This window comes from Bradyrhizobium sp. UFLA06-24 (assembly GCF_054967145.1).
This window is the reverse complement of record NZ_JADFUE010000043.1, coordinates 1-19,897: the sequence shown is the minus strand read 5'-3', so window position 1 is coordinate 19,897 and position 19,897 is coordinate 1. Positions and strand designations below refer to the sequence as shown.

Here is a 19,897-nt window from a genome sequence, read left to right as displayed (position 1 = left end):
AATCGATCGGTCGGGTCTAGTATAAGTCGCAATGGGTCGTAGTGGGGCGGGTTCCTGATGAAATTTAGCCGGCAAACAACGCTTCGTGCGCAAGCCACCGTGGCCGGCGTCGGCGTTCATTCCGGTCTTCCCGTCACCGTGACTCTTGGGCCTGCGCCGATCGACGCGGGTTTTATTTTCGTCCGGACCGGCCTCGACGGCTGCGACCGCGAAGTGCAGGCCACCGCGGAGCAGGTGGTCGCGACCGACTTCCAGACCGTCCTGGGCGACAGCAAGGGTCCGCTGGTTTCAACCGCCGAGCACGTGCTCGCCGCTTTGCGCGGCATGGGCGTGGACAACGCGACCATCGAAATCGACGGCCCGGAAGTGCCGATCATGGACGGCAGCGCGGCACCCTTCGTCGCGGCCATCGACCAGGCCGGCATCGTAACCCAATCGGCACAGCGCCGCTTCATCCAGGTCCTCAAGCCGGTGTCGGTTGCAACGGGTGATTCGTTCGGCGAATTGCGCCCGTACGCCAACGGCTTCCGCACCGAGATCGAGATCAATTTCGCCAATCCCGTGATCGGCCGGCAGAGCTATGCGCTCGATCTGTCGCCCGAGCGCTTCCGTCGGGAAATCGCACGCGCCCGCACTTTCGGCCTGATGTGCGATCAGGCCCGGCTCTGGGGCGCGGGCTATGCCCGCGGCGCCTCCTTCGACAATACCGTGGTGTTTGACGACGAGCGGCTGCTCAACCCCGAGGGCCTGCGCTACGCCGACGAATGCGCCCGCCACAAGGTGCTGGACGCGATCGGCGATCTCGCGCTGGCCGGCCTGCCGCTGCTCGGAGCCTATCGTTCGGTGCGTGGCGGCCACAAGCTCAACCACGCCGTCCTGACCGCGCTGCTCGCCGACCGTACCGCCTGGCGGGTGGTCGAGGGCGAGGCGGCCCGCCGCACCACGCGTCCCGTGGTCGAGGTTGGCAGCGGGATCGTTGGCGGCCGGATCGCCGCCGCCTACGGGCCGGACGTGTCCTGAACGGCTGCTGCGGCAGGCGCCGAAGCGGCACCTTCTCCGGGAAACTCCTGGTAACCATGATGCACTAGGATTGCGGCGTTTTCGCCTTAATCCGGGCGGAATGCCTGCCTATCCGATGGGTTAACAATCGATTTTCGATTACACCGACGTGGTCGCGTGGCAGGCACCACGGTACATTTCGCACCCATGATGGGGATCATGGGCCGGCGGGCACCGCATCACAGGGCGTCAGGTCTAGAATTCATGTCGGCACAGCGTATGACGCGCGGATATCTCTTGGTTTCTCCGATCGGAACTCGTCGGCTGCTTCAGGCGGCAACTCTCCTGCTGCTCGCGGTGCCGCTGGCTGGCTGTGGCACCGGCTCGCTCTGGGACAAGTTCACCCAGAAGGACGACACCTTCGTCGAGGAGCCCGCCGACAAGATCTACAATGAGGGCTTGTACCTCATGAACGAAAAGAAGGACATGAAGGCGGCGACCAAGAAGTTCGAGGAGGTCGACCGCCAGCATCCTTATTCCGACTGGGCGCGCAAATCGCTGCTGATGTCGGCTTACGCGTCCTACCAGGGCGGCGACTATGACGGCTGCATCGGCGCCGCGACGCGCTACGTCACCCTGCATCCCGGCAGCCCGGATGCCGCCTACGCGCAGTACCTGATCGCCGCATCGCATTACGACCAGATCCCGGATATCAGCCGCGACCAGGCCCGCACCGAGAAGGCGATCGCCTCGCTGGAAGAGGTGGTGCGCAAATATCCGACCTCCGAATACGCGACCTCCGCCAAGGCCAAGATCGAGGGCGCCCGCGATCAGCTCGCCGGCAAGGAAATGAACGTCGGCCGCTACTACATGCAGAAGCGCGACTACACCGCCGCAATCAACCGCTACAAGACCGTGGTGACGCAGTATCAGACCACGCGCCACGTCGAGGAGGCGCTCTACCGCCTCACCGAGGCCTATATGTCGATCGGCATCGTCGGCGAGGCTCAGACCGCCGCCGCTGTGCTCGGCCACAATTTTCCTGACAGCCGCTGGTACAAGGACGCCTATAATCTTGTAAAATCGGGCGGTCTCGAGCCGAGCGAGAATCAGGGGTCCTGGATCAGCCGGACCTTCAAGAAGATAGGCCTCTAGGTCTCGGCTAGGAAATTTGGTTCCATGCTGGCGCGTCTGTCGATCCGTGACATCGTCCTGATCGAACGGCTCGATATCGAATTCGCCACCGGGCTTGCGGTTTTGACCGGCGAGACCGGTGCGGGCAAATCCATCCTGCTCGATGCCTTTGCGTTGGCGCTCGGCGGCCGCGGCGACGCCGGCCTCGTGCGCCATGGCGCGGAGCAGGGTCAGGTCACCGCCGTCTTCGATGTCCCGAAGAATCACCCCGCGGCGAAGATCCTGGCCGAAAACGGGCTCGATGATACCGGGGAGATGATCCTCCGCCGGGTCCAGCTCGCCGACGGCCGTACCCGCGCCTTCATCAACGACCAGTCGATCAGCGTGCAGACGCTGAAAGCGGTCGGCGCCGCGCTGGTCGAGATCCATGGCCAGCATGACGAGCGCGCGCTGGTCGATGCCGCCACGCATCGCCGCCTGCTCGACGCCTTTGCCGGCCTCGAAAAGGACGTGGCGGCCGTCGAAGCGCTGTGGGACGCGCGCCGCTCGGCCAATAGCGAGCTGGAAGAGCATCGCGCCGGCATGGAGCGCGCCGCGCGTGAGGCCGATTATCTGCGTCACGCCTCCGACGAGCTCAAGCAGCTCGCGCCCAAGGACGGCGAGGAGACCTCGCTGGCCCATCGCCGTACCACCATGATGCAGGGCGAGAAGATCGCCTCCGATCTGCGCGAGGCGCAGGAGGTCGTCGGCGGCCATAATTCGCCGGTTGCGGCGCTGTCGGCCGCGGTGCGTCGGCTGGAGCGCCGCGGCGTCAATTCACCGGCGCTGGTCGAGCCCGCGGTGAAGGCGATCGACGTCGCCATCAACGCGCTGGAGGAGGCCGATCAGCATCTCCAGGCGGCGCTTGCCGCGACCGATTTCGATCCCGCCGAGCTCGAGCGCATCGAGGAGCGGCTGTTCGCGCTGCGCGCCGCCTCGCGCAAATATTCGACGCCGGTCGATGGGCTGGCGGCATTGGCCGCCAAATACGCCGCCGATGTCGTGCTGATCGATGCGGGCGCCTCGCGCCTGAAGAAGCTGGAGCAGGCCGCAATCGAGGCCGATAGCCGCTACGCGACGGCCGCGAAGAAGCTCTCGGCGGCGCGGCAGAAATCGGCCGAGAAGCTCAACAAGGCCGTTACCGCCGAGCTTGCCCCGCTCAAGCTCGAACGCGCCAAATTCATCACCCAGGTCACCACCGACGAGGCTGCCCCCGGGCCGCAAGGCTTCGACCGCGTCGAGTTCTGGGTGCAGACCAATCCCGGCACCAAGCCGGGTCCGATGATGAAGGTTGCCTCCGGCGGTGAGCTCTCGCGCTTCCTTTTGGCCCTCAAGGTCGTCTTGTCCGACCGCGGCTCCGCACCGACGCTCGTGTTCGATGAAATCGACACCGGCGTCGGCGGCGCGGTTGCGGATGCCATCGGCGCCCGGCTGGCGCGTCTCGCTGGCAAGGTCCAGGTGATGGCCGTGACCCACGCCCCGCAGGTCGCCGCCCGCGCCGACCAGCATCTCCTGATATCCAAGGATGCGCTGGACAAGGGCAAGCGCGTCGCCACGCGCGTCAATGCGCTCGCCGACGACCACCGCCGCGAGGAAATCGCCCGCATGCTCGCCGGCGCCGAGATCACGGCCGAGGCGCGGGCGGCCGCGGACCGGCTGCTCAAGGCGGCAAGCTAGATTCCGCCTCCCGGACGCGCGTAGCGCGAGCCGGGATCCAGAATTCCCGCTGTATGGGCCGCGGCTCTGCAGCGCACCGCACCGGTCGACGCTTTGCATCGCCGGGGGCGTTGCGTTGCGTCCGGGGCGCGAGATTTCCACACGCCTTTACCGAGCAACCCGCTCCGTCGTATCCAAGCACCATGGCAAGAGCAGCAAGATCAAAACCGCTCCGTGACGTCGCCGACCTCACCAAGGCGCAGGCCAAGGTCGAGCACGTCAGGCTCGCGCTCGAGCTCGAAGAGCACGACAGGCGCTACTACCAGGAAGATGCGCCTACCGTCACCGACGCCGAGTACGACGCGCTGCGTCAGCGCTTCAACGCGATCGAAAAGCGCTTTCCTGAATTCGTCAGCGGGGATTCGCCGTCGCAGAAGATCGGCGCGGCGCCGTCGGGCCGCTTCAGGAAGGTGCGGCACGCCGTGCCGATGCTGTCGCTCGACAACGCGTTTGCCGAGGAGGACGTGCGCGACTTCGTCGGCCGTATCGTGCGCTTCCTGAAGCTCGACGACGACAACGTCAATTTCTCCGCAGAGCCGAAGATCGACGGCCTGTCGATGTCGCTGCGCTATGAGGGCGGCGACCTCGTCACCGCGGCAACGCGCGGCGACGGGGCAGAGGGCGAGGACGTCACTGCCAACATCCGCACGCTCGAAGACGTGCCGCAGAAGTTGAAGGGGCGCAACATCCCCGACATCTGCGAGGTGCGCGGCGAGGTCTACATGACCAAGAAGGCCTTCCTCGCGCTCAACGAACGGCAGAAAGCGGAAGGCGCCACCATCTTCGCCAATCCGCGCAATTCGGCCGCAGGCTCGTTGCGGCAGAAGGATCCGACCATCACCGCCTCGCGCCCGCTCGGCTTCTTCGCCTATGCCTGGGGCGAGATGAGCGCGATGCCGGAGGACACGCAGAGCAGCATGATTCACTGGTTCGAGCGCTGCGGCTTCAAGACCAATCCGTTGACGAAGCTCTGTCATTCCGTCGAGGAGCTGCTCGCTTTTCATCGTTCCATCGAGGAGCAGCGCGCAAAACTGGACTACGACATCGACGGCGTCGTCTACAAGGTCGACCGCATCGACTGGCAGGAGCGGCTCGGCTTCGTCTCGCGCACGCCGCGCTGGGGCATTGCGCATAAATTTCCGGCCGAGCGCGCCATGACGGTGCTGCGCGCCATCGAGATCCAGGTCGGGCGCACCGGCTCGTTCACGCCGGTCGGCAAGCTCGAGCCGGTCGGCGTCGGCGGCGTGATCGTGCAGAACGTCACGCTGCACAACGAGGACTACATCAAGGGCATCGGCAACAAGGGCGAGAGCTTGCGCGATGGCCGCGACATCAGGATCGGCGATACCGTCGTGATCCAGCGCGCCGGCGACGTCATCCCGCAGGTGGTCGATGTCGTCCTCGACAAGCGGCCGAAGAGCGCTAAGGAATTCCACTTCCCGAAGAAGTGTCCATGCCCGCTGCACACCGACGTCACGCGCGAGGAGACGGCGACGGGAGAGGAGGGCTCGCGTGCCCGCTGCACCGGCGAGTTCGCCTGCCCCTATCAGAAGATCGAGCACCTCAAGCTGTTCGTGTCGCGCCGCGCTTTCGACATCGACGGTCTCGGCGAGAAGCAGCTCCAGTATTTCTTCGATGAAGGATGGGTGAGAGAGCCCGCCGACATCTTCACGCTGGAGAAGCGCAACGCGAAGCTCAAGCTCGAGGAGATCGAGGGCTACGGCACGACCTCGGTGCGCAATCTGTTCGGCGCCATCGAGAGCCGGCGCAGAATCGCGCTGGAGCGCTTCATCTACGCGCTCGGCATGCGCCATGTCGGCGAGACCACCGCCCTGGCGCTGGCGCGCGGCTACGGCTCCTGGGAAGCCTTTCACGACGCCTGCCTCAAGGTCGCCAAGGGCGACGGGGAAGCGATGGCGGAGATGGATGCGCTGGACCAGATCGGCGACACCGTGATCAAGAGCATCGCCGATTATTTCGGCGAGAGCCACAATCGCGGCATCGTCGAGCGGCTGACCCGGGAAGTCGAGATCGTCGACGCCGAGAAGCCGAAGAGCAACTCGGCCGTCGCCGGCAAGACGGTCGTATTCACAGGCTCGCTGGAGAAGATGACGCGCGATGAGGCCAAGGCGACCGCGGAGCGGCTGGGCGCCAAGGTCTCGGGCTCGGTGTCGAAGAAGACCGATCTCGTCGTCGCCGGCCCCGGCGCAGGCTCGAAGCTCGCGGACGCCAACAAGCACGGCGTCAAGGTGCTGACAGAGGACGAGTGGTTGAAGCTGATCGGGGAGTGACGGGGTGCGCCTGGCCTAGTTGCGCGCCGGCTCTTTCCACCGGTTGATGATGGCGCTCTTGATCCGGCCTTCCTCGATCCAGACTTTGGCCGTTCGGCCTTCGGTCGGGCAGCAACGCGCATCATCTTCGCCGACGCTGAGCCCGTCGATTTCGACATAGGACGTCGAGGCGTTTGCGTCCTGCTTGAAGCTTACGTTCTTGACCTGCGAAAACAGCGTGTCGTCGACCACGTTCTTTGCCAACGGTATCTTCCTGACCTGGGCAGCGGCCCGGAAGGGCTGCTTGACATAAAACGCGCTCGTTGATGTTGCCCAATTGTTGCCGCCGCCGCAGCCGTCGACACCGTAGACCCAGAACACGATGAATTCATCGACGGGTCCATTATAGTTGCTGGTTATCGTTCCGGTGGCCTTGAGCGAGAAGTTGCACCCCGCGGTCTCCTTCTTCAGGATCTGGAGCATCGTCACGAGGGTATCGGTAGATTGTGATCGCGCCGCACTCGGCGCCAGCATCGCCGCCGCCAACAGCAGCCAATAAAGTACGCGCTTCGACGAAATCATCGGTTCGCCCCCCAAGCAGGTGTCCGCGCAGTATTCGGGAGCGCAACGCGCTTGGCAATCGGCGGGCTACATCATCCCGGTCTCTTCCTCTTCCGCCTGCTCGATCAGTGCCTCGCTCACCATGATCTCGCCGCGCGGCACCACGAAGATCATCGTGCAGGCGCAGAGCAGCGAGATAGCGAGGACGGCGGAGGTGAGCGGCAGCGTGGTGGCCGAGTGGCCGCCGAGATAGGCGCCGAATTGCGACATCAGCGCGCCGATACCCTGTTGCAGAAAGCCCATCGCGCCCGAGGCGGTGCCGGCGGCTTCGGGACGGATGCTGATGGCGCCGGCCGCGGAATTCGCCATCACGAAGGCATTGCCGACCATCACGATCATCTGCGTGCCGAACAGCCAGCCAGGTGCTTCGTTCCAGCCGGTCAGACTCCACATCAGGTTCAACAGGCTGCCGCAAAGCTGCAGGGCGAGCCCGAACCAGATCAGCTTCTCCAGCGCGTGCCGCGGCGCAAAGCGCACGCAGAGCAGATTGCCGATCAGATACGCAAAGCCCGTCGTGGCGAACCACGCGCCGTATTCGGCGCTGGTCCGCCCCATCTGGGTCACGACGATGTAGGGACCGCCGCCGGCGAAGGTGAAGATGATCTGCGACGCCAGCACCTGGCACATCACATAGCCGATGAAGGCGCGGCTCTTGATCAGGCCGCCGACGTCGCTGCGAAAGCCGCCGCTGCCGACCGCGCGGTCGCGACGCGTCTCCGGCAATGCGATGGCGATGCCGACGGCCACCGCAAGCGCACCGGCCGTGACGGCGTAGAAGATCGCGCGCCAGCCGAACGCGGTCTCGATCAGGCCGCCGGTGAGCGGCGAGACCATCTGGCCGATCATCAGGGCCGCGACCACGAGGCTGATCATGGAGGCAACGCGGTCGCGCTCATAGATGTCGCGGATGATGGCGCGGCTGATCACCATGCCGGAGGCGCCGCCGAGCGCCTGGAAGAAGCGCGCGGCGATCAGTTGCGGCAGGGTCTCGGCGAACATGCAGGCGACGCTCGCTGCGACCATCAACGCGAGGCCGCCAAGCAGCACCGGGCGCCGGCCGAACTTGTCCGACAGCGGTCCCATGATGAGCTGCGACAGGGCGATGCCGACCATATAGAGCGACACCGTCATCTGCGCGATCGAGATGTCGCGACCGAAATTCGTTGCCAGCACGGGTAGCGCCGGGACCAGGATGTACAGCGAGATCGGCGCGACCCCGGTCATGACGACCAGAAGCAGCAACACCACGCGCGAGGTCGCGATGTTCTTCGTCGCCGCCTCAGGCGGCCCGCTGATCATGCCGTGCATCGCCGGACACTAGCCGTATCGCATCGCGAGCGAATATGGCCATTTCGGAATACGGCTATGCGCGCGGCGTCAAGGCGCGGCAGTCTTGGGACGGATTCAGGCCCGCAGCTCCGCCGTCGCCTGGTCGAGCCAGTTCTTCGTCGCCTCGTCCAGCGCCGGCCGAACCTCGTCGCGGACACGCGCGTGGTAGGCATTGAGCCAGGCGAGTTCCTCCTTGCTCAGCATCGATGTGTCGATGAGCCGGCGGTCGATCGGCGCGAGCGTCAGCGTCTCGAACGCGTTCATCGACTTCTCGGCGCCCTTGATGCTGGCTTCGACCACCAGCTCGAGGTTCTCGATGCGGATGCCGAAACCGTCGGTCTTGTAATAGCCGGGCTCGTTGGAGAGGATCATGCCGCGCTTGAGCGGCGTGGTGCCGAGCTTCGAGATCCGCGCCGGTCCTTCGTGGACCGAGAGATAGCTGCCGACGCCGTGGCCGGTGCCGTGCTCGAAATCGACGCCGGCGGCCCAGAGATATTGCCGTGCCAGCGTATCGAGCTGCGCGCCGGTGGTGCCGTCGGGGAAGACCGCGCGGGCGATCGCGATATGGCCGCGCAGCACGCGGGTGAAGCGGTCGCGCATCTCCGCCGTCGGTTCGCCGACCGCCATGGTGCGCGTCACGTCAGTGGTGCCGTCTTCATATTGCGCGCCGGAATCGATCAGCAGGAGATCGCCGGGCACGATGCGCCGGTTGCTCTTGCGGGTGACGCGGTAGTGCACGATGGCGCCGTTGGGACCGGTGCCCGATATGGTCGGGAACGACACGTCCTTCAGCGCGCCGGTGTCGCGGCGGAACGTTTCCAGCGCTTCGACCGCGTCGATCTCGGTCAGCTTGCCGCTTGCCGCCTCGCGATCGATGAAGGCGAGAAAGCGCGCCAGCGCGATGGCGTCGCGGCGGTGCGCGGTCTGCGTGCCCTTGACTTCGGTCGCGTTCTTGACCGCCTTCAGCAGCGCGATCGGATCGCTGCCGCGCACGGGCTTGCCGCCGGCGCCCGCGATCAGCCGGCTCAGGGCGTCGGCCGCGGTGGCGCTGTCGAGCGCGATTGCCCCGCCGCTTCTCGCCAGCGCCATCAGCGTCGGCGTCAGCGCATCGGGCTCGCGCACGTCGGCCGATTGCTCGAGATGATCGCGCGTCAGGTTCGAGAGCTTGCGGTGGTCGATGAAAACAGTGGGCCGCCCGACCTTGGGCACCACCGCATAGGACAGCGGCAGCGGCGTATGTGCGACGTCGGCGCCGCGGATGTTGAAGGTCCAGGCGACCGCATGGCTGTCGGACAGCACCAGGGCATCGGCGCCCAGCTTCTCGATCTCGGCCTTGATCTGCGCCAGCTTCTCGGCCTCCGCCACGCCCGCATATTGCAGGCCGTGGATCGCCACCGGCGCGATAGGCGGCTGCGGCCGGTCGTGCCAGACCGCATCGACCGGATTGCTGTCGACCGCCACCAGTTCGGCGCCCGCCTTGGCGCAGGCGGCGGAGAGCCGCTCGGCTGCCGCAAAAGTGTGCAGCCACGGATCAAATCCTAGGCGATCGCCTGATTTGAGATGCGCCGAGACCCAGCTCTCGGGAGGCGGATCGATTAGCGATTCCACCGCCCAGGCCTTGGCGTCGACCTGCTTGGCTGCCTGGATCGTGTAGCGACCGTCGACGAACAATGCGGCTTCCTGGGCCAGCACCACGGCAAGGCCGGCCGAGCCGGTGAAGCCGGTCAGCCAGGCGAGCCGCTCTTCGGAGGGCGCCACATATTCATTCTGCTGCTGGTCGGCGCGCGGAACGAGGAGCCCGCTCAATTTGCGGCGGGTGAGTTCTTCACGGAGCGCAGCCAGCCGCGCCGTCAATGCGACGCCGGCCTCCGGCTCCTCGAATGTCTGGAAGTGTGCTTCGAACATGGCTCAGTTTAGGATCATGGGGATCAGTCCGCAATCTAGACGCAATTGCCGTCTCATCTGGCATGGACTGTGCTTGAAAATGTTCCATTCGAATTGAGTGGAGTAATGGATGCGGCAGTTGCGCTTCGTCCGGATGTCGGGAAAATTCGAGCAAGTGGTTCGTCTCAACGGCGAGGGGACACACGATGCCAGCGTTCACCTTTGAGAAGATTTCGCCGCCGGTGCGCCGCGCACCCGCAGCCAAGACACCGAAAAAGCCGCGCGGCCTCATCAGCCAGATGATCGACCGCGTCGCCGAGCGTCGCGCCAGGCGCGCCTTGCAGGGCGAGCGCGCGATGCGCGGGGACGATAAGCCGGCGGAGTAGGGCAGCCTCGACAGTCTTGTAGCCTGGGCAAAGACGCAGAGCGCCGTGCCCACGGATTATCTCGTATCGGCGGACGAAAGTGGTGGGCACGCTACGCTTTGCCCACGCTACGAGAGCTCGCTCAATCCACTTTCCGCAGCAACAAACTGCTCCAGCCCTCGATCCGCAGATGCCGAAGCGGCACGAGGCCGCGCGCGCGGTAAGCGGCGATCACGGCGGGCGCCTGATGGGTCAACAGGCCGGAGAGGATGACGCGAGCGCCGGGCGCGAGATGCCGGACCATCGGGCCCGCCAATTGCCGCAGGGGATTGGCAAGGATGTTGGCGAGCACCAGGTCGAACGGACCGCTCTTGGCAAAATCCGGCGCAGCGAAGCCGGTGGCGCGGATCACCCGCACATATTGGCCTGTTTCGTTCAGGGCTGCGTTCTCGGCCGCGACCCGTACAGAAGGCGGATCGATGTCGGAGGCCAGCACCCTCAGATGCAGCGCCTTGGCGGCTGCGATGCCCAGCACACCGGTTCCGGTGCCGAGATCGAGCACGCGCTTCGGCCGCGCATGTTTCAGGACATGGTCAAGCAGGAGTAAACAGCCACGCGTAGTGCCGTGGTGTCCGGTCCCGAAGGCGAGTGCCGCTTCGATCTCGATGGCGAGCTTGTTCGGCGCCACGCGGTCGCGGTCGTGGCTGCCGTGGACGACGAAGCGTCCGGCCGGAACCGGGACGAGGTCCTCCAGGCTCGCCTTGACCCAGTCCTTTGCCTCGACCGTGTCGAAGGCAAGCCTGGCGGCGACGTCATTTCCTGCTGAATTTGCAACGAGTTCGCGTAGGCCCGCCTGATCCGGCGCCGCGGCGAAATGCAGCGTGACGTCCCATTGCCCGTCCGGTCGCTCGAAGGCGGCGACCGCGGCATCGCCCTCGAAAAAGACCTCGGTCAACACATCGACCACGCGCCTGGCTGCGGCTTCGGTGCCGATCGAAAAGCTGGCGCGATGGGTAGGGGAAAGCTGCATCCTAAGGTTCCGTTGGTTTCAATTTGGGGAACTTTTCTTCCCAATTTTCCGCACAAGTTGCGGTTCCCGGCTTAACTCGATCGTAGGCGGTGCGACCGTACATTTCCGGATGATGGAGCTAACCGGCACATCCTTAAATGGAGATGGAGGCGAGTCTTGAAGCGCATGGTTTCGAAGTTCTGGTCCGATGAGTCTGGCGCGACTGCGATTGAATACGGGCTGATCGCGGCCGGTATCGCGCTGGCGATCATCACGGTGGTGAACAGCCTGGGCACCACGCTGAACGACAAGTTCACCTCGATTAGCAGCTCCTTGAAGTAATTTCTGCCTCCCATTTTCCGGCGGCGGCCACTTTCTTCATAGACGGCATTTTCGACGACCAGCCCGCCCTGGGGATTGTCCCTTGGCGGGCGAAGTCGTGTTGGCGGAGCCCGAGGCGGTAATCGCTGCCTGTGTCCACGGGTTATCCACGCGTGACCCGGGGGCTCATCCACAGCCTCGTATCGGGCCTATCCGCCGCCCTCCCACAGTTTGGTTCGCGGCTTGTACCCAGGGGCCGCGACAGACTTCCACAGCTTCATCACAGCGCTGCGAGCAGGCCTGTCCACAGACCTATCCACGGCTTGCGAACAGCCTGCGGTGATCTCTCAGTATGGCCTGCGCCGCATTGTGGCCAGGGGCTCCGGTGACGCCGCCACCGGGATGGGCCCCGGACCCGCAATGGTAGAGCCCCTTCAACGGCCCGCGATAATCGGCATGGCCCAGCATCGGCCGCGCCGAGAACAGCTGGTTCAGCGTCAACGCGCCGTGAAAGATATCGCCGCCGAGCAGGCCGAATTGCCGCTCGAGATCGAGCGGGGACAGGATCTGGCGGCCGAGGACGCTCGCGGCAAAACCGGGCGCGTAGCTGTCCACCGTCGCGATCATGAGATTGGCAACCTCGTCGCGATGGTCGTCCCAGGACCTTCCATCGGGCAGTTCGGGCGCGACATGCTGGCAGAACAGGCTCGCGACGTGTTGTCCGGCAGGGGCGAGCGTGTCGTCGAGCGTCGATGGAATCAGCATCTCGACGATCGGCTGACGGCTCCAGCCCTGCGCCCGCGCATCGAGATAGGCCCGGTCCATATAGCCGAGATCAGGCGCCAGGATGATGCCGGAGGTGAGGTGATCGCCGTCGCCGGGTAGCGCGGCGAAGGAGGGCAGGCGGTCGAGCGCCACGTTCATGCGGAAGGTGCCAGAGCCGTTCTTCCAGCGGCGGATGCGGGCGAGGAAGTCCTGCGGCAGGGCATCCGCCGCGACCAGCCGCGTGTAAAGCAGTTTTGGATTGACGTTGGCGGCCACATATTTTGCGCGGATCGCCGTGCCGTTCTCCAGCACCACCCCGACGGCGCGGTCGCGATCCACGATGACTTCACGCACGCCGGCATCGAGGTCGATCGTGACGCCCCTGGCACGCGCGGCGCGTGCCATGGCCTGCGTGATCGCGCCCATGCCGCCGATGGCGTGACCCCAGACGCCCTTCTTGCCGTTCACCTCGCCAAAGGCGTGATGCAGCATCACATAGGCGGAGCCGGCCGCATAAGGGCTCGCATAATTGCCGACGATGGCATCGAAGCCGAACAGTGCCTTGACCAGATCGTGCTCGAACCGCTCATCCAGCATCTCGCCGGCCGAACGCGTGAAGAGATCGAGCAGGCTGCGGCTTTGTTCCAGCGTCAGGCCGCGCAGGATATTGGCTGTCGTCAGTGCGTTCGCGGCCTCGCGGATCGCGCCAAGGCCAAAGCTGGCAAGTAGATTCGGCGGCGCGCGCAGCACGAACTGCCTGAGCACATCGGCGATATCCTCGAGCTCGCGCGAAAAGCCGTCGAGGGCGTCGGCATCGCGCGTATTGAGCCGCGCAACGGCGGCTTTCGTCCGGCCTTCGCCGGTGAGGAGATAGTTGCCGTCCGGTGCGGGCAGAAAATTCTGCGCGCGCCGCTCGACGACACGCAGGCCCTGCTCTGCAAGCCCCAGATCGCGGATGACCTGCGGATTGAGCAGGCTCACCGTGTAGGCCGCGACCGAGTTGCGGAAGCCCGGATGAAACTCCTCCGTAACCGCGGCGCCGCCGACCACCTTGCGGCGCTCGACCATACGCACCTGCAAGCCCGCGCTCGCGAGATAAGCCGCGCAAGTGAGGCCGTTATGGCCAGCGCCGATGATGACGACGTCGGTATCTGTCATGACTTCCTTGGCGTCATTCCGGGGCGATGCGCTGCATCGAACCATGGTGCGGGCTTTCGCACCGGAGAATCTCGAGGTTCCGGGTTCGATGCTCTGCATCGCCCCGGAACGACCGTCTAATAGCAAGCAGTCGTCGCGGCAACATCACGACACCATTTATTGCCCGTTCAGGCGCGGTGTGCTCCATTGCGCGCGCCCGGCGCCCGCCGGAAGTAAGCCGGAGCTCCCATGGATTCGATCGCGCAACCCGCCGCCGCGGAGCAGCCGTCCGCCTCGCGCAATAGGCTGCTGCTGACAATCTACACTGCAGCGATCTTCGTCAGCGCGCTCTTGCTGTTCTCGGTGCAGCCGCTGTTCACGAAAATGGTGCTGCCGCGGCTCGGCGGCTCGCCTGCCGTGTGGTCGGTGGCGATGGTGTTCTTCCAGTCGCTGCTGCTGGCGGGCTATGCCTATGCCCATCTGCTCATGCAGATCAAAAATCGTGTGGTCCCGGTCGTGGTCCATCTCGTGCTACTGATCGCCGCCTTCGTCACACTGCCGCTCGGCATCGCCAGCGCCTATGGCGAGCCGCCGGCGTCCGGCTACGCGTTCTGGCTGCTCGGCCTGTTCGTGACCTCGATCGGCCTGCCGTTCTTCGCGCTCGCCGCCAACAATCCGCTGCTGCAGGCATGGTTCGTCCGGACTGGTCACCCTGATGGTCACGATCCGTACTTCCTCTATGCGTCCTCCAATATCGGCAGCTTCTTGGCGCTGCTGTCCTATCCGTTCCTGCTCGAGCCGATGTTCACGCTGCATGCGCAGAACCGGCTGTGGACCGGCGGCTACGGCCTTTTGATTCTGCTGATCGGGGCTTGCGGCATGATGCTGTTGCGCTCGCCTGATCTCGCGGTGGCTGATACACGGACCGATGACGCAAATACTCCGGCTCCAGGCGTGGTGACGCGGCTGCGCTGGATATTCCTTGCGGCGGTCCCCTCGGGCCTGCTGATCGCAGTCACGGCGCATATCTCCACCGACGTGGCGGCGGCGCCGCTGCTGTGGGTGCTGCCGCTGTCGCTGTATCTGCTGACCTGGGTCGTGGTGTTCCAGTCGCGGCCGCTCCTGCCGCACAAATGGATGCTGATGCTCCAGCCGCTGGCGATCGCGGGCGTCATCTTCCTTCTTGCCTTCGGCGGCGAGCAGAATCTGCTGCTCACGCTCGGCGGCCATCAACTCTGCTTCTTCATCATCGCCATGGCCTGCCATGGCGAACTGGCGCGGACCCGCCCCGCGGCCAGATATCTCACCGGGTTCTATGTTGCGCTGTCATTCGGCGGCATGGTCGGCGGCCTCTTTGCCGGCCTCGTGGCGCCCTTCACGTTCTCCTGGATTGCCGAATATCCGATCCTGGTCGCGCTTGCCGCACTGTGCCGGCCGTCAGCGAACGAGCGTCTTGCTGGTCTCGTGAGATGGTATTGGCTGGCGCTTGCCTTGCTGGCGGCGGCGCTGGTGGTGCCATCTTATACCTCGGGCGATCTCTCGACCTGGTTCGAGGATCACCGCGTCTGGGTTGCCGGCGCCGTCGGCGTGCTCGCAGCGCTTCTGGCGCTCGCGCTCGATGCCGATCGCTGGAAGATCTTTGCCACCGTGGCGCTGGCGCTGGCCTTGACGCGGATTTACCCGGCCGACGAGGGCCGCGTCACCACCGTGCGCAGCTTCTTCGGCGTGCACAAGATCGTGGTGACGCCGGGCGGCTATTTCCACGTGCTGATGCATGGCACCACGATTCACGGCGCCGAGCGCTTCCGCAACAACGACGGCACGCCCGTCACCGGCCGGCCCGAGCCTATCACCTATTATCACAAGGACGGCGGCATCGGTCAGGCGATCACCGCGATCCGCGAGCGCAAGGGCGCTCCCTTGAAGGTCGCGGCGATCGGCGTCGGCTCAGGCACGCTCGCCTGCGCCGCCGAGCCCGGCGAGGACTGGAAATTCTTCGAGATCGACCAGTCCATGGTCGATGCCGCGCGTGACCCCAGGAACTTCCGCTACATCTCGAGCTGCCTGCCGGACCTGAAGCCGGTGATCGGAGATGCGCGCCTCACCTTTGCCAGGGAGCCCGACGGCATCTACGACCTCATCATCGTCGACGCCTATTCGTCGGATGCGATCCCGATTCACTTGGCGACCCAAGAGGCGATGAAGATCTACAAGGACAAGCTCGCCCCGCATGGCGCCGTGGTGATGCACGTCTCCAACCGGCATCTCGATCTCGAACCTGTCGTCGTCGGCATTGCCGATGCCAATGATCTCAAAAGCTGGGTCTTTGATGAGGATTCCGGCCGCGACGCAGATTACATCTTCTCGACCGACGTCGTCATCTCCGCGCGCGAAGCCGATGACGTCGGCAGGCTGGCCTCTTCCAAGCAGTGGGAGGAGACCGACGCGGACGAGAAGGTGCGGGTCTGGACCGACGACTATTCCAACATCCTGGGTGCGCTGTATCGGCGCTTGCGGTTCGGAGAGCAGTAGCTCTTCGAGCTACCAGTCGAGGCTTACGGTTCGACCGGCGTCCCGGGCGGCAGCGCTATTCCCTTCTCGCCGGCGACCTGCCGCAACAGGTCCGGCCTGTCGGAGATGATGCCGTCGACGCCGATCTCGATCATCCGCGCCATGTCGTCGGGCTTGTTGACCGTCCAGACCACGACGCGCAATCCCTGCGCATGGGCCTCGGTGACGAGCGCCGCGGTGACGTCGCCGAAATAGGGAGACCATACCGCGCCGCCCGCGGCCTTGATCGTCCGCGGCAGCGAGCCGCCGTGATCGGCCGGGTTGAAGCCCGCCGTCCAGCTGGTGGCTTTATCGAGGGCGATCGTTGGCGCCGAGCCGCGCTGCAGTGTCAGGTACACCGTCGGAATGGCCGGAGCTTGCTGTTGGACGAGCAGCAGGGTTCGCCAGTCGAAGGACTGGATCATGACACGGTCGGAAAACTTTTCGTCCGCGATCACTCCCAGCAGCTTGGTGACGAATGCCTGAGGCTGCAGCGATTCATCGGGATGATCCGGATCGATCTTGGTCTCGATATTGAAGCGCACGCGTTCGTTGCCGGACTTGCGCACCAGCGCGAACAACTCCTCCAGGGTCGGAATGCGGGTGCCCGGCACTGCGCGCTGGTCGGGAAATTGCTTCGCATAGGCGCTGTCGGGCCGGATCCGGCCGACGTCGTAAGTTCTGACCTCGGCGAACCGCAGCTTCACGAAAGGCGTGCCGGGCGCCGCGACATAGGCGCCGTTCGGATCCCGCGCGAGATCGGGATTGAGCCCGCGCTCATGCGACACCACGACCTCGCCATCGGCGGTCATGCCGACGTCGAGCTCCAGCGTGTCCACGCCCATCGTGAGCGCGTTGGCAAAGGCCGGCAGCGTGTTTTCCGGCATCAGCGCGCGCCCGCCGCGATGCGCCTCGAGATCGAAAGCCATCGCTTTTCCGGTCATGGTTTGTCCTGTCGTGAGAACCGAAAGCACGGTCAGAATTGTCGCAATGCGTGAATGCATCTCGGTTCGCGGCCCAAATGAAAGGAAAAACATATGAAATCTTCGCTCGTTTCGTCCAGTCCCGCGGTTGACGGCGGCTGGAGAAAGCGGAAACTGTTCCGCAAAAAAGACCGGGAGCGATTTACATGCGGCTCACCTTCCTCGCAACGATGGCGGCTCTGATGGTCGGACAGGCGGCAGCCAAGGATGTGTTGTCGGGCGCGAGCCTCTATGCCGACGTGGCGCGCTATGCCTCCTTCGGCCTGCACCGCTTCGGCTCATCCGGCGATCGCGCGACGGCCGACTGGATCGCGGGCGAACTGTCCGGGGCCGGCTTCGCCATCAAGTTTCAACCCGTCGTGCTCGGCCGGCAATATGTCGTGGAGCGTGCCAGCGCCGAAGCCTCCGGCACCGCGGCCGAGGCGACGCCGTTCTGGTGGCCGCCGGAGGACAAGGCCAGCTTTCATCTGTCCGCGCCGCTCGCGCGGGAGGGCGATGTCGCCGGCAAGATTCTCTGGGTGGATCTGCCATTCGATCGCGGCGCCTATCTCGGCCCGGCCCACCGTGCCGCGATCTCCGAGGCCGCAGCAAGGGGACCCGCTGCCATCCTGCTGACGATCGGCAATCCCGCCGATGACCGCTTTGCCTACAACGTCACGCAGGAGGACACGCCCTGGCCGGTGCCGGTGATGGTGGTCGGCGCCAAGTCGCGTGCTCCATTCGATCGCGCACTCGCCTCGGGCGCGCCGGTGACGTTCGACGTCAAAGGCCATTACGACCGCAACGTCTCGGGACGCAACGTCGTCGCGGAGACCGGCAGCGGGCGCGGCCCCACCATCGTCGTCTCGACGCCCATGACCGGCTGGTATTCCTGCGTCTGCGAGCGCGGCCCCGGCATCGCCAACTTCCTCGCGCTAGCGCGCATTGCGGCGGCGGAAAAATGGCCGGCGCATTTCGTCTTCATCGCGACCGCCGGTCACGAGATCGGCCATGGCGGCATGGAGCTGTTCTTGAAAGACGGCGCGCCTGCGCCGAAGGACACGCTGGCCTGGATCCACTTCGGCTCGTCGAACGCGTGCTACGCGTTTGCGAACGGCGCGCGCACCGCAAGGCCCGAGGAAGAGCGCTATCTGGTGCTGAGCAAATCCGCCGTTGCGCTGACCGACGAGGCCTTCGTCGCGGTCGCGGCGAAACGTCTGGTGACGGAGAAGCAGGCGGTCGGCGAGCTGCGCGACGTGCACGCGGCGGGCTATGTCAATTTCCTCGGCATGGCCGGCCGCCATCAAACCTTCCATACGCCCGCGGACGATCTCGGCGCGACCGGCCCCGAGATTCTCGAACCGGTCGCCCGCGCCTTCGTCGATGTCGTGCGGAAGATCGTCGAACGCGGCGACGCCGCGTTCAGGTAACGTCAGTTCTGATAGAAGTAGTTGCGCGGCTGATAATATTGGCGCGGCTGCGGCTGATAGTAATAGCCCTGCTGGCCATAGCCCTGGTCGTAAGTCTGCTGCGGCTGCGGCAGTTGCTGGTAGACCTGCGCGCCATACGGGCGGGTGATCGGGCGCGGCGCCGGGTAGCGCGCGCCGGTGTCGCTGCCGTCAGCGGGATAGATGTAATTGTCATCCTGCGGCATGTAGCGGCGTGCGGGTTGCATCGGCGGCGTCAGGTTCACGGGATCGCCTGTGGTTGCGTATTGCTGCTCGTCGGCGCCCTGCTGGGCGCGCGCGACCGCAGTGTTGGCGCGGCCGCGTGGGTTGCGGGCCAGCGCCACCTGTGCCGAGCCGGTCAGCGTCACCGTGGTGTTGAGCACGCCCTGATCCTGCACCAGCGCGTAGAGGGTCGAGGCGTTCTGGCGCGACAGCCGCACGCAGCCATGCGAGGCGGGCGTGCCCAATCGTCCGACCGAGTCGGTACCGTGGATGGCGTGCCCGGCCTTGGTGAAGAAGATCGAGTGCGGCATCGGCGCGTCGTCGAATTCCTTGGAATAGTGATCCTCTTCCATGCGGAAGGCGCGGAACGATCCGTTCGGCGTCTCGCGCGAGGGAATGCCTGTGGACACCGGCCAGTGGTAGCGGGTGACGCCGTCGACCGCGACGGTCATCTGCTGATTGTCCTTGTCGATGGTAATGTCGACCTTGGCTTGCGCGGTGCCCGCGCTCACAAGCATCAGTGAAGTGAAAGCGAGGAAAAATGCACGCATCTGACGTCTGGCCTCCGGCCTGTTCACGCTGGAGCATGATCCGGAAAAGTGTGTAGCGATTTTCCGAAAGGGATCATGCTCAAACCATAACACCGCGGCTCACCGTCCCCGGCGTGCACTATGCCTGCAATCCGGCTTTCGTTCCAGCGGCCTGCCTGCCCATCGTTAACGTGATGCCGGGCGTAAGCAAGGCCGCTTTGTGCCGCGCATCTCCCGGCGACGCTGACATTTTCGCGAGCGCGGCGTGCGTTCACAACGCCGACAATTCGTCACAAAGGCGCAACCATTTGGCCGCTTCGGACGTTGACCATGCCTGCCCTGACAGGCGGCTTCCGCCGCAATTATTCCCTTGGGATTGAAAATGAACAAAGCTCGTATCGCCGCCGCAGTCTTGCCGGCCGGCTTGCCCGTCCGCCTGCTGTTTGCAGCCGCTGCTGTCTTTCTCGCGCTGTTGTCTCTTCCGCACTCCAGTCACGCCTAGGGCATCGTCCGCGGCGCCCAGGAAGGCTCCTATGAAGGCAACCGGATTGCCGGTCCTGTGGGCGGCGCGGTCGGAGGCGTGGTCGGTGCCGGCG

The 19,897-nt window shown here is 65.1% G+C and carries 15 protein-coding genes and 1 pseudogene; 9 read left to right on the top strand and 7 right to left on the bottom strand.

The window, feature by feature from the left end:
• Nucleotides 1-57: 57 nt before the first annotated feature.
• From lpxC to ligA, 4 genes are all read left to right on the top strand, one after another.
• Nucleotides 58-1,020, top strand: coding sequence for a UDP-3-O-acyl-N-acetylglucosamine deacetylase (gene lpxC / locus IF809_RS27430; protein WP_462839055.1), 963 nt, complete (start codon nucleotides 58-60; stop codon nucleotides 1,018-1,020).
• A gap of 243 nt (nucleotides 1,021-1,263) precedes the next feature.
• Nucleotides 1,264-2,154 carry an outer membrane protein assembly factor BamD gene (locus IF809_RS27425; RefSeq protein ID WP_128964705.1) on the top strand — a complete coding sequence of 297 codons (891 nt, stop codon included), beginning with the start codon at nucleotides 1,264-1,266 and terminating at the stop codon, nucleotides 2,152-2,154.
• 24 nt (nucleotides 2,155-2,178) lie between these two features.
• The gene (gene recN / locus IF809_RS27420) at nucleotides 2,179-3,849 is read left to right on the top strand and encodes a DNA repair protein RecN (protein WP_462839054.1); all 1,671 of its coding nucleotides are present in this window, start codon (nucleotides 2,179-2,181) and stop codon (nucleotides 3,847-3,849) included.
• A 182-nt stretch (nucleotides 3,850-4,031) separates the two neighbouring features.
• Nucleotides 4,032-6,179: an NAD-dependent DNA ligase LigA gene (gene ligA / locus IF809_RS27415; protein ID WP_462839053.1), complete on the top strand. Its 2,148-nt coding sequence runs from the start codon at nucleotides 4,032-4,034 to the stop codon at nucleotides 6,177-6,179.
• A 15-nt stretch (nucleotides 6,180-6,194) separates the two neighbouring features.
• On the opposite strand, the gene IF809_RS27410 is transcribed toward ligA, so the two are convergent.
• From IF809_RS27410 to IF809_RS27400, 3 genes are all read right to left on the bottom strand, one after another.
• On the bottom strand, nucleotides 6,195-6,740 hold the full coding sequence (locus IF809_RS27410; protein WP_462839052.1) for a hypothetical protein: 546 nt from the start codon (nucleotides 6,738-6,740) through the stop codon (nucleotides 6,195-6,197).
• A gap of 66 nt (nucleotides 6,741-6,806) precedes the next feature.
• Nucleotides 6,807-8,087, bottom strand: a complete 1,281-nt coding sequence (locus tag IF809_RS27405) for a multidrug effflux MFS transporter (protein ID WP_462839051.1) — start codon at nucleotides 8,085-8,087, stop codon at nucleotides 6,807-6,809.
• Between the two features lie 96 nt (nucleotides 8,088-8,183).
• Nucleotides 8,184-10,013: an aminopeptidase P family protein gene (locus tag IF809_RS27400; RefSeq protein ID WP_462839050.1), complete on the bottom strand. Its 1,830-nt coding sequence runs from the start codon at nucleotides 10,011-10,013 to the stop codon at nucleotides 8,184-8,186.
• A gap of 185 nt (nucleotides 10,014-10,198) precedes the next feature.
• Between IF809_RS27400 and IF809_RS27395 the strand changes: the two genes are divergently transcribed.
• Nucleotides 10,199-10,378, top strand: a complete 180-nt coding sequence (locus tag IF809_RS27395; protein ID WP_128964711.1) for a hypothetical protein — start codon at nucleotides 10,199-10,201, stop codon at nucleotides 10,376-10,378.
• Nucleotides 10,379-10,499: 121 nt separating this feature from the next.
• Here IF809_RS27395 and IF809_RS27390 read toward each other — a convergent pair whose 3' ends face one another.
• Nucleotides 10,500-11,387, bottom strand: coding sequence for a 50S ribosomal protein L11 methyltransferase (locus tag IF809_RS27390; protein WP_128964712.1), 888 nt, complete (start codon nucleotides 11,385-11,387; stop codon nucleotides 10,500-10,502).
• A gap of 165 nt (nucleotides 11,388-11,552) precedes the next feature.
• Between IF809_RS27390 and IF809_RS27385 the strand changes: the two genes are divergently transcribed.
• Nucleotides 11,553-11,708 (top strand): Flp family type IVb pilin, encoded by a 156-nt coding sequence (locus IF809_RS27385; protein WP_128969196.1) that lies wholly within the window; start codon nucleotides 11,553-11,555, stop codon nucleotides 11,706-11,708.
• Nucleotides 11,709-11,999: 291 nt separating this feature from the next.
• Here IF809_RS27385 and IF809_RS27380 read toward each other — a convergent pair whose 3' ends face one another.
• Nucleotides 12,000-13,610, bottom strand: a complete 1,611-nt coding sequence (locus tag IF809_RS27380; RefSeq protein WP_462839049.1) for a phytoene desaturase family protein — start codon at nucleotides 13,608-13,610, stop codon at nucleotides 12,000-12,002.
• Between the two features lie 228 nt (nucleotides 13,611-13,838).
• Between IF809_RS27380 and IF809_RS27375 the strand changes: the two genes are divergently transcribed.
• Nucleotides 13,839-16,121: a spermidine synthase gene (locus tag IF809_RS27375; RefSeq protein WP_462839048.1), complete on the top strand. Its 2,283-nt coding sequence runs from the start codon at nucleotides 13,839-13,841 to the stop codon at nucleotides 16,119-16,121.
• Between the two features lie 23 nt (nucleotides 16,122-16,144).
• Here IF809_RS27375 and IF809_RS27370 read toward each other — a convergent pair whose 3' ends face one another.
• Nucleotides 16,145-17,083: a glycerophosphodiester phosphodiesterase gene (locus tag IF809_RS27370; RefSeq protein WP_462839047.1), complete on the bottom strand. Its 939-nt coding sequence runs from the start codon at nucleotides 17,081-17,083 to the stop codon at nucleotides 16,145-16,147.
• Between the two features lie 185 nt (nucleotides 17,084-17,268).
• Between IF809_RS27370 and IF809_RS27365 the strand changes: the two genes are divergently transcribed.
• Nucleotides 17,269-18,531 carry a hypothetical protein gene (locus tag IF809_RS27365; protein ID WP_462839046.1) on the top strand — a complete coding sequence of 421 codons (1,263 nt, stop codon included), beginning with the start codon at nucleotides 17,269-17,271 and terminating at the stop codon, nucleotides 18,529-18,531.
• A gap of 2 nt (nucleotides 18,532-18,533) precedes the next feature.
• Here IF809_RS27365 and IF809_RS27360 read toward each other — a convergent pair whose 3' ends face one another.
• Nucleotides 18,534-19,322 (bottom strand): L,D-transpeptidase, encoded by a 789-nt coding sequence (locus IF809_RS27360; protein ID WP_462839045.1) that lies wholly within the window; start codon nucleotides 19,320-19,322, stop codon nucleotides 18,534-18,536.
• Nucleotides 19,323-19,683: 361 nt separating this feature from the next.
• Here IF809_RS27360 and IF809_RS27355 point away from each other — a divergent pair.
• Nucleotides 19,684-19,897, top strand: a pseudogene (locus tag IF809_RS27355) (hypothetical protein); the annotation flags it as partial.

Excerpts from the sequence above, each read along its gene's own strand:
- IF809_RS27365 (WP_462839046.1), top strand. The coding sequence starts at position 17,269 with ATGCGGCTCACCTTCCTCGCAACGATGGCGGCTCTGATGGTCGGACAG.
- IF809_RS27360 (WP_462839045.1), bottom strand. The coding sequence starts at position 19,322 with ATGCGTGCATTTTTCCTCGCTTTCACTTCACTGATGCTTGTGAGCGCG.
- ligA (WP_462839053.1), top strand. The coding sequence starts at position 4,032 with ATGGCAAGAGCAGCAAGATCAAAACCGCTCCGTGACGTCGCCGACCTC.
- IF809_RS27370 (WP_462839047.1), bottom strand. The coding sequence starts at position 17,083 with ATGACCGGAAAAGCGATGGCTTTCGATCTCGAGGCGCATCGCGGCGGG.
- IF809_RS27395 (WP_128964711.1), top strand. The coding sequence starts at position 10,199 with ATGCCAGCGTTCACCTTTGAGAAGATTTCGCCGCCGGTGCGCCGCGCA.
- IF809_RS27375 (WP_462839048.1), top strand. The coding sequence starts at position 13,839 with ATGGATTCGATCGCGCAACCCGCCGCCGCGGAGCAGCCGTCCGCCTCG.
- IF809_RS27410 (WP_462839052.1), bottom strand. The coding sequence starts at position 6,740 with ATGATTTCGTCGAAGCGCGTACTTTATTGGCTGCTGTTGGCGGCGGCG.
- IF809_RS27425 (WP_128964705.1), top strand. The coding sequence starts at position 1,264 with ATGTCGGCACAGCGTATGACGCGCGGATATCTCTTGGTTTCTCCGATC.
- IF809_RS27385 (WP_128969196.1), top strand. The coding sequence starts at position 11,553 with ATGGTTTCGAAGTTCTGGTCCGATGAGTCTGGCGCGACTGCGATTGAA.
- recN (WP_462839054.1), top strand. The coding sequence starts at position 2,179 with ATGCTGGCGCGTCTGTCGATCCGTGACATCGTCCTGATCGAACGGCTC.
- IF809_RS27390 (WP_128964712.1), bottom strand. The coding sequence starts at position 11,387 with ATGCAGCTTTCCCCTACCCATCGCGCCAGCTTTTCGATCGGCACCGAA.
- IF809_RS27380 (WP_462839049.1), bottom strand. The coding sequence starts at position 13,610 with ATGACAGATACCGACGTCGTCATCATCGGCGCTGGCCATAACGGCCTC.
- IF809_RS27405 (WP_462839051.1), bottom strand. The coding sequence starts at position 8,087 with ATGCACGGCATGATCAGCGGGCCGCCTGAGGCGGCGACGAAGAACATC.
- lpxC (WP_462839055.1), top strand. The coding sequence starts at position 58 with ATGAAATTTAGCCGGCAAACAACGCTTCGTGCGCAAGCCACCGTGGCC.
- IF809_RS27400 (WP_462839050.1), bottom strand. The coding sequence starts at position 10,013 with ATGTTCGAAGCACACTTCCAGACATTCGAGGAGCCGGAGGCCGGCGTC.